Here is an 8,007-nt window from a genome sequence, read left to right as displayed (position 1 = left end):
ACGAGAGAGAGTGGACGTAGCTGCTCATATCGTAGGTTCTTGATTTAGTTCCATTGAATTACGCAACAACAAATCCACCTAGCTTTATTATTTATATTTAATAGATATAAATAATAAATATATATCTTTTCAACCCTAGAACCATTGTTACATTATAACAATTAGTGTTCTATTTGAGGTCGAGGGAATGAAAGGACACCTTTTAAAAGTAAAAGCACTTTTTTTGGCAACTTTGGCTTTGGGTGACATGGCCTCTGCTTCTACAGCTCTTCAGTTCAAAGACGTGCTCGGTAGAAACATCTCTTTAGAAAAGCCGGCAGAAAAAATTTTCCTAGGTTTTTATTTTGAGGATTACCTAGCGATCGCTGGACCAGATGCTTACAAAAAAGTGGCTATTTTCCCAAGACACTCTTGGAAAGATTACCGTCAATCTCAATGGACCACCTATAAAAAAATCATTCCTGAGTTAGAAACGATTATTGATTCAGGTTCTCTTTATACAGGTACTTTTGATTTCGAAAAACTCTTGTTAACTAAACCTGATGTTGCACTTCTTGCGGCGTGGCAATATCAATCCCTTGGTGAAAAAGTTGAAATACTTGAAAAGAATGGTATCAGAGTTGTCGTTGTAGACTTCAATGCTCAAACGCTTGAAAAACACGTCATTAGCACACGTGTTATAGGCAGAGTAATGGGGACAGAAGGACGCGCTTCATCGATTGCAACGGAATACGAAAACACAGTAAACATGGTTAAACAACGTGTTACGAGGCATCTGGAAAACCACACGGCACGCCGTGTGTATGTGGAAGCAGGTACAGGTGGACCAAATGAATACGGTAAATCTTACTCGACGACAATGTGGGGCAACCTTTTGACAATGGCGGGGGCCGATAACCTTGCCCATGGGATGTTTGAAGGTTCTGCCCACCTAACGCCTGAATATATCTTGAGTCAAGATCCAGAAGTGATCTTTATATCCGGTGCTCACTGGGTTAAACATAACGACAGCGCCCTGCTTGGTTTCAACAGCACAATGGAAGAAGCGCAAACTAGATACCGCCCCTACCTAAATCGTGCTGGCTGGAATCAACTGACGGCAGTTAAAAATGGTGACGTCTACGGTATATACCACTCAGGAACACGTACTATTTACGACCACGTTTTCTTGTTGTATCTAGCAAAGTCTATTTACCCAGAAGCATTTAAAGATATTGAACCTAAGAAATTGCACCAAGAATTTTTTAGGAACTACATGCCGCAAGCGCTCAAAGGCACTTTCATGATTCAGGTGGGCGTAACTCATGAATGAAAGCATGAAAGCATCGTCTGACCTGAATCATTCCAGCGGCGCTATTTATCAAAGAATGCAGAAGCAAAGAATTAAGATTTTGCTAGGCGCTTTTCTGGCAACGAGTTTTTCCGCTTTATTCGATCTTGGTACTGGCTCATCGTGGCTAGGCATTGAACAAGTTGTTGAAGCCCTCCTAGGTGGTCCCTCTGGTGACAGCTTATCAACACTTATTGTCTGGCAACTTCGGTTACCCATCACTCTCACCTGTCTTATGGTTGGCGCCTCACTCGGCCTCGCTGGCGGTCTAATGCAAACCCTCTTAGCCAACCCACTTGCCAGTCCGTATACCCTTGGTATCTCTGCTGCTGCTGGATTTGGTGCAGCCATAGCTTTTTTAACCGGTTTTTCAGTATTTGGTTTGCATTGGTTAGGCGTGCCGTTTGCCGCTTTCTTGACATCTGGATTAGCGAGTATGGCGATCTATATAATTGGTCGCAGCCGACATATGGACGCAAAAATCCTGATTTTGGCAGGTATTGTCGTTCTCTTCTTTTTCCAGGCTTTACAGTCATTAATTCAATATTTGGCATCACCAGAAGTGCTGCAGCAAATTGTTTTTTGGTTATTTGGCAGTCTACTGAAGGCGAGTTGGTTGTCCTTCTTTGTTTCAGGAGCCGTTTTCCTGTTCGGTTTGGTCTTTGCGTTATCTAAGGTATGGGCACTCACCGCCCTCACTTTAGGCGAAGAGCGTGCACTCGCCTTGGGAATAAAGACCAGCAAGTTAAGACTACAGATGTTTTTACTGTGTTCCTTATTAACTGCAGGAGCAGTGTCGTTTGTCGGAACCATTGGTTTCATTGGTTTGGTTGCTCCTCACCTAGCAAGAATGCTAATAGGCGAAGATCAGCGTTTCTACTTACCTTTGGCGGCATTAATGGGAGCGTTGCTTTTATGTACCTCGTCTCTTGTTGCTAAGTTGATTGTCCCAGGCACTATCATACCAATTGGTATCGTCACCTCCTTAGTCGGTGTGCCGATCCTTCTTTATTTTCTGATAAGCAGGAGGTTTATCTAATGACGTCGCTTTCAATAGAAAATCTTGCCGTTCCAATTGGAAGAAAACTCGTTTTAAAGAAGGTAGATGCCCACTTTTTGGGTGGCAAATTTACCGCCATTTTAGGGCCCAATGGCGCAGGAAAAACGACATTGCTCAAAGCTATCATGGGCATCATTCCTTCTGATGGGAAGATTAATTCAAGTGGGGAGGACGGGCTGAGATTACCGCTACAATCCTTCTCGTACCTATGTCAACTCAACAAATCTCCCTGTCAATTAACGGTTATTGAGTTTGTCTTACTGGGCTTGGTTCATCAACTGAGCTGGAACATCACATGTGAACAAGAACAAAAAGCAGACGCCATCCTTGATTATCTAGGTTTGAGAAATCTCGCCCTTAGACAGTTTTCTCAACTAAGCGGTGGTCAGCAACAGCTGGTTTCACTGGCGCAATCTCTTGTTGCTGAGCCCAAGGTATTGCTCTTAGATGAACCAACAAGCGCCTTAGATCTCAAGCATCAAGTCCAAATTTTAGACCTTGTTCGTCAATATACCCGAGCCAAAAATATCATCACAATTGCGGTCCTACACGACCTCTCTCTCGCTGCTCGATACTGCGACCATCTTCTCTTAATGAATGATGGTGAAGTTCAATATTGCGGTAAACCAGAAGACGTGCTCGATTCTGAAAGGCTGGGGAAAATCTATCAGATTCATGTGGACGTAGGTTGTTGCGTTCATGGACATACCCACGTCACCCCAGTTCGAGCCCTTAAAACAGATTAGGCATTCTTATGGCAATGAATAAAAGGCAATATCACTTATTAGTTTCTCTATCCACGTTTGAATCTCAAATTCAAACCCTGACTCATTACAGCCTTGAAAATTGTGAATGTTTTGTCCTTTTGCAAGAAAAAATTGATGAGTTTTGCGCTTGGATTTTGCAAGAAAATTTTAAAACCATTAGCGATGATTTTGATATGACCCCTGAGTACGATCGTTTAATCAAGCAGCTTCGTGAAACTGCTGTAAAAGCTCTGTGTTTATTGGAAAAACATCAGTCTCAGTGTGCCAGAGAGCATCAAATCGACATCAGCGAATATTTATACCAACTTTCTGAAAACACAAAAATTGAACTAAAAAAAGCAGGAATTGAAAGCAACTCTCGAGTCCTGTTTATTGGCTCAGGGTCCTATCCGGTTTCTGCTTTCACTATATCTCAGAGCACAGGCGCTCTCGTGCACGGTATAGATCTTGATGAGCAGGCAGTGAAAATGGCCAACCAACTCAACTTGTCAACCACTTTTAGCTGCAAAGATCTAATCACTGAGTTTGCCTCTTTCCGGCCAACTCATGTTGTAGTAGCCTCTTTAGTGGAACATAAATGGGAACAACTCAGACAGCTTAGACCTCATCTTAACCACTCTCACCGAGTATTAGTTCGATTCGGTAATGGTTTAAAGTCCGCCTTCAATTACCCTTTCAACCCAAACCTAATGGATGGGTGGGAAACACAACAGATCCATAACGATGCAGCGATATATGACACCGTCTTGATGGAGCGCGCAAAATGACTCTTTCATTAGGAAAAGTGTTAATCGTTGGCACAGGGCCAGCCGCATTTCAGACAGCAAAAATCATCAGAAACCAGTGCGAGCAACTTGGGTTAGTAAACCGCTCATCAGAGCGCTGGCAGCCGATGTTCGAAAGCTTACACAACGAACGTATTGCGCATATTTTCGCTGCCAAATCCTCTTTGAAGCGAATGGCTGGGCAGGTGATATTTGATGCGGTTTTTGAAGATTTACGCGATGTAAGCGGACAATGGGATACGTTGGTTCTGGGCACCCCATCTCATGCTTATTCAGCGGTTCTATTGGCTTTACCTAAATCGTGTTTGAGTTCCACAAAAATAGTAGTCCTCATTTCATCCTTATTTGGTGGGCACCGGATTGTAAAAGGCTTGTTTTCAGAACTGAATTTAACCCCCAACGTACTGATATTTTCCAATTACTTTGCGGCCACTAAATTTATAACGGAACAAGCTGGCGTTCGTGTCCTTACCAAAGCGGTTAAAAAACGTATTTATGCTTACTCAAGTAAAGAAAAATGCCCTGTCCTAGAGCTACTGACTCAAACTTTAGCGGATATCGGTGTTGAAGTTGTCGAGTTGGAAAATGGGTTTAGCGTAGAAGGACGAAACATTACCTCTTTCGTTCATCCCGCATTTTTTATGACCCCTTTCTCGCTCAATCATATCTTAAGTGAGACGAGAGAAGTTAAGTACATGTACAAACTTTTCCCTGAGGGACCGATCACAACCGAAACCATCCACATTTTGGTTGAGCTATGGCGCGATATATCAAGATTGATACTTCACTTTAACGGAACACCATTTAACTTGTTACAATTTCTCAATGATGACAACTACCCTGTGCATCCAGAAACCATTCGTCGTCGTCAAATTGAGCAGTTTATGTCGCTCACTCCAATAGCGCAGGAATATTTGGTTTACGTACGATACAGCGCGATTCTGATCGATCCTTTTTCTAAGCCGGATGAAAATGGGTGCTACTTCAACTTCTCTGCCGTGCCCTATGCCAAAGGTAAGGTGGAAAAAGGCAAGTTGTCTTTACCTCGAATACCTAAAGAAGATATACAGAATCTTTACTGGCTTCAAGTCTTAGGCAGAGCGCATGGGATTGCATTACCGAGCGTTAACCGTGTGCTAGGTATATTCGAATCTTGGTTAAGTAGCTCTCAACTCCCTCACCATTTGATTGAAGAGTCCCGCACTCAAGCGCACCAATACCTTGGTTGGGTGCGTCTATCATACGACCTTTAAAGAAACCCATCATGAACAACGGTGTAGCGTTAACTATATTTTCTGCGTTCATTTTTAGTGTCATGAACGCACTTATTAAAGCGGCCAGTTTGACGATTCCAAGCTCTGAAATTGTCTTCTTCCGAAGCGCAATAGGAACCGTTCTGATTTTAGGTTTAATGTGGAAAGCGAGTATCAGGTTTTCTACCACGGGCATACCAATGCTTTTGCTTCGTGGCCTGTTTGGGGCGTTTTATCTGCTCGCTTTTGTGTACGCGATTACCCACATGCCGCTAGCGGACGCCGTGATTTTGGCTTACCTGTCCCCGTTCTTCGTTATATTACTTTCCAACCTAATTTTGGGAGAAAAAGCCCCTAAAAAAGTAGCATTCCTTTTTCCGCTCACTTTGGTTGGAGTTACCTTAATTGTAAATCCATTTAGCTTCGATACATTTAATTTGTATGCCCTCTCAGGGGTGGCGAGTGCTTTTTTTGCGGCGGCTGCCTCTATCACTATTCGCCACCTGAGTAAGAGGCACCATATTTACGAGATTGTGTTTTATTTTCTTTTCACTTCGATGTTGGTATCCGGTTACTTGATGAGGGATGAGTTTGTGGTTCCACAGGGAATTGCGTGGATTTATCTAATTGCCATTGGTCTTGTTTCGCTCATTGGGCAAATTTTCCTAACAAAGGCATTCAGTCATGAAAACGCCGCTGTAGTTGCAGTCACCCGCTATATCGGCTTGGTCTTCAATATACTTTGGGGGGTTATTTTTTGGTATGAAATCCCTAGTTGGATGAGCACATGTGGCGTTCTTATAATAATAACAACATCTATTTCCCTCTCGCTAAAGAAAAAAAATATTATTCAATGATCTGAGTACCACCTAGAAAACAAACTAATCAAAGAGAGTAGGGAAGGCTTTGTTGCGTAATTAAATTTAGAGATAGATGCACCCCGTTTCGCATACTTTTTAGTCAATACGACAAGTTTCAGGCATACCTAACCCAGTAAGCTTGTTCAACGCTTTTATCATCGCGTAAGTTTCACCTACCTGTGAATTGTAATTTCTTAAGCTCAGTTGCCCTCCTAGCAACTGTTTAACTCGATACATCGCTGTTTCTGAGAGTGAACGTTTGTGGTATCCATACCGCTCTTTCCAATACTTATTTGAGCCGTATAACTTCTGGCAACCCACTGCGAGATTTCGAGGATGACCACGCTCCAAGAAGGCAGCCCCTTCTCTTGGGGGAATAAGCGCAACGGCTCGCTTAATCTTAATAGCAGCGTGACATGCTCTCGTGTCGTAAGTACCATCACCAGACACCTCAAGGATACTTCGGCGTGTTTGTTTCAGTAAGTTCGAGAGTACTTCCCCATCTCTAACCGTCGATAAACTTAGCTCGGCTGCAATAATTACATGAGTGCTTGTATCGACGGCAATATGAAGCTTTCGCCAGACTCTACGCTTGCCATCTGTCCCGTGTTTTTTGACTTTCCATTCACCTTCGCCATAAACCTTTAGGCCAGTCGCATCAATGGCTAGGTGCTGTATCGCTCCTTTCGTTTTTGTCTTAAATGAGACCTCAACTTGCTTTGCTCTACGACTGATGCAGGTGTAATGCGGACAGCTTAATGGAACATGGGCCAGTATAAATATCGAGTTGATAAATCCTTGCAACGCTCTCAGTGGCATAGAAAACACGCGTTTCACCATGAGTGCTGTCGTGATAGCTAAATCACTGAATCGACGTGGCCTACCGCGCTTATTCTGTTTGCTTTGCGCCCACCCGCTATCGCCTCTTCATCAATCCAAAAGGTCAGAGAGCCACGGTTAATGAGTGATTGGTTGTATTGCTTCCAGTTGGTTGTTTTGTAAAGAGGTTTAGGCATAGAGCTACGAGAAGTAGTGAACGTAGCTGATCAGATCGTAGGTTCTTGATTTAGTTCCATTGAATTACGCAACAAAGCCAGTTAACGCTACTTGGAATATCAAAAAGAGGAAATAAAGAACTGAGAACGCTATTTATCCATGCCGCAAGGTCAATTTTATGGAAAGATAAGTCGGTCGAAAAATATTTTGGTTCATGGCTTATTGAGCTTAAGAAGCGAAAATCTTTTAACTTGGCTGTGTGGTGAAAAATTGAAAATACAGGGGCATTTTTTGGAATACTTCCCGATTACTATTTGTTTTCGCTAAGAGCCTAAATTATCGATGAAAAACGCCCCTCTTGAAAGGGGTGTAGATTTGAACACACTGTTTTTACATGAACGCCAAGTTACTCTTATCCAGGAGCACTTTAACTCCAGAATACAGGCTAAAAATGACGAAATTACAGTTAACGGCGATTATCGCTAAAACGCCTCTGTCGGATAGGCGGCACCTGTTCCCAGATGCCTCCCTCCTCAGAACCGTACGTGCAACTTTCACTGCATACGGCTCAAGCCTCCACAAAGGCCTCGTTAAGCACCCAGTAACAAAATTACCTTTGCGATACACACTTAAAGCTTTAAAACTGCCCCAATGGCCATTTAATGAATAAGAAACCACGGTTCGCTGTCAGAAGACGCACTGATTTTATTCGAAATCATCATTTGTTTTTCTTCTTTAATAAAGTTCTTCAAGCTATCTCGCAACGGGAGACCAGTTAGAAGTCAGCTCGCTTTCGCGCCAGATATAACCTGTATCTACTTCATTACAAAGTAGCATTCGCTTTTTCTAACCTCCTTTACCTGCATACCTATCGGCAACCTTTACAGGCTGCTTTCCCATAGGGAGATATACAGGCTTGCCCTGTTCCGTATGCCGCATAAAATGTCAACTTAGAT

Annotated in this window: 8 protein-coding genes and 1 pseudogene; 8 read left to right on the top strand and 1 reads right to left on the bottom strand. The window is 42.9% G+C overall.

The features are described from left to right. Window positions 1–187: 187 nt before the first annotated feature. The 6 genes from AB4653_RS09670 to AB4653_RS09645 are packed head-to-tail and all read left to right on the top strand — an operon-like array spanning window position 188 to window position 6,052. Window positions 188–1,312: an ABC transporter substrate-binding protein gene (locus tag AB4653_RS09670; RefSeq protein ID WP_016800125.1), complete on the top strand. Its 1,125-nt coding sequence runs from the start codon at window positions 188–190 to the stop codon at window positions 1,310–1,312. Further along, window positions 1,305–2,369 carry an iron ABC transporter permease gene (locus AB4653_RS09665; protein WP_016800126.1) on the top strand — a complete coding sequence of 355 codons (1,065 nt, stop codon included), beginning with the start codon at window positions 1,305–1,307 and terminating at the stop codon, window positions 2,367–2,369. The genes AB4653_RS09670 and AB4653_RS09665 overlap by 8 nt, the downstream gene beginning before the upstream one ends. Next, the gene (locus AB4653_RS09660; protein ID WP_017100973.1) at window positions 2,369–3,136 is read left to right on the top strand and encodes an ABC transporter ATP-binding protein; all 768 of its coding nucleotides are present in this window, start codon (window positions 2,369–2,371) and stop codon (window positions 3,134–3,136) included. Before AB4653_RS09665 ends, AB4653_RS09660 begins: the two co-directional genes overlap by 1 nt. A gap of 8 nt (window positions 3,137–3,144) precedes the next feature. Beyond that, a complete protein-coding gene (locus tag AB4653_RS09655; protein WP_016800128.1) occupies window positions 3,145–3,924 on the top strand; it encodes a hypothetical protein in 780 nt (259 codons plus the stop codon). Next, window positions 3,921–5,195 carry an opine metallophore biosynthesis dehydrogenase gene (locus AB4653_RS09650; RefSeq protein WP_017100974.1) on the top strand — a complete coding sequence of 425 codons (1,275 nt, stop codon included), beginning with the start codon at window positions 3,921–3,923 and terminating at the stop codon, window positions 5,193–5,195. The genes AB4653_RS09655 and AB4653_RS09650 overlap by 4 nt, the downstream gene beginning before the upstream one ends. 11 nt (window positions 5,196–5,206) lie before the next feature. Beyond that, the gene (locus AB4653_RS09645; RefSeq protein WP_016800130.1) at window positions 5,207–6,052 is read left to right on the top strand and encodes a DMT family transporter; all 846 of its coding nucleotides are present in this window, start codon (window positions 5,207–5,209) and stop codon (window positions 6,050–6,052) included. Window positions 6,053–6,151: 99 nt separating this feature from the next. Here AB4653_RS09645 and AB4653_RS09640 read toward each other — a convergent pair. Beyond that, a pseudogene (locus AB4653_RS09640) lies at window positions 6,152–7,071 on the bottom strand (IS5 family transposase). 63 nt (window positions 7,072–7,134) lie between these two features. Here AB4653_RS09640 and AB4653_RS09635 point away from each other — a divergent pair. Next, window positions 7,135–7,317: a transposase gene (locus AB4653_RS09635; protein WP_371731383.1), complete on the top strand. Its 183-nt coding sequence runs from the start codon at window positions 7,135–7,137 to the stop codon at window positions 7,315–7,317. A 185-nt stretch (window positions 7,318–7,502) separates the two neighbouring features. Then, entirely contained in the window at window positions 7,503–7,721 is a 219-nt protein-coding gene (locus AB4653_RS09630) for a hypothetical protein (RefSeq protein WP_102257391.1), read from the top strand. The last annotated feature ends 286 nt before the right edge of the window (window positions 7,722–8,007 follow it).

This window comes from Vibrio sp. 10N.222.48.A3 (genome assembly GCF_041475345.1).
In the GTDB taxonomy this organism is placed as follows: domain Bacteria; phylum Pseudomonadota; class Gammaproteobacteria; order Enterobacterales; family Vibrionaceae; genus Vibrio; species Vibrio tasmaniensis_A.
Note: the sequence above shows the minus strand (reverse complement) of the source record. Positions and strands in the feature narration are given on the sequence as shown.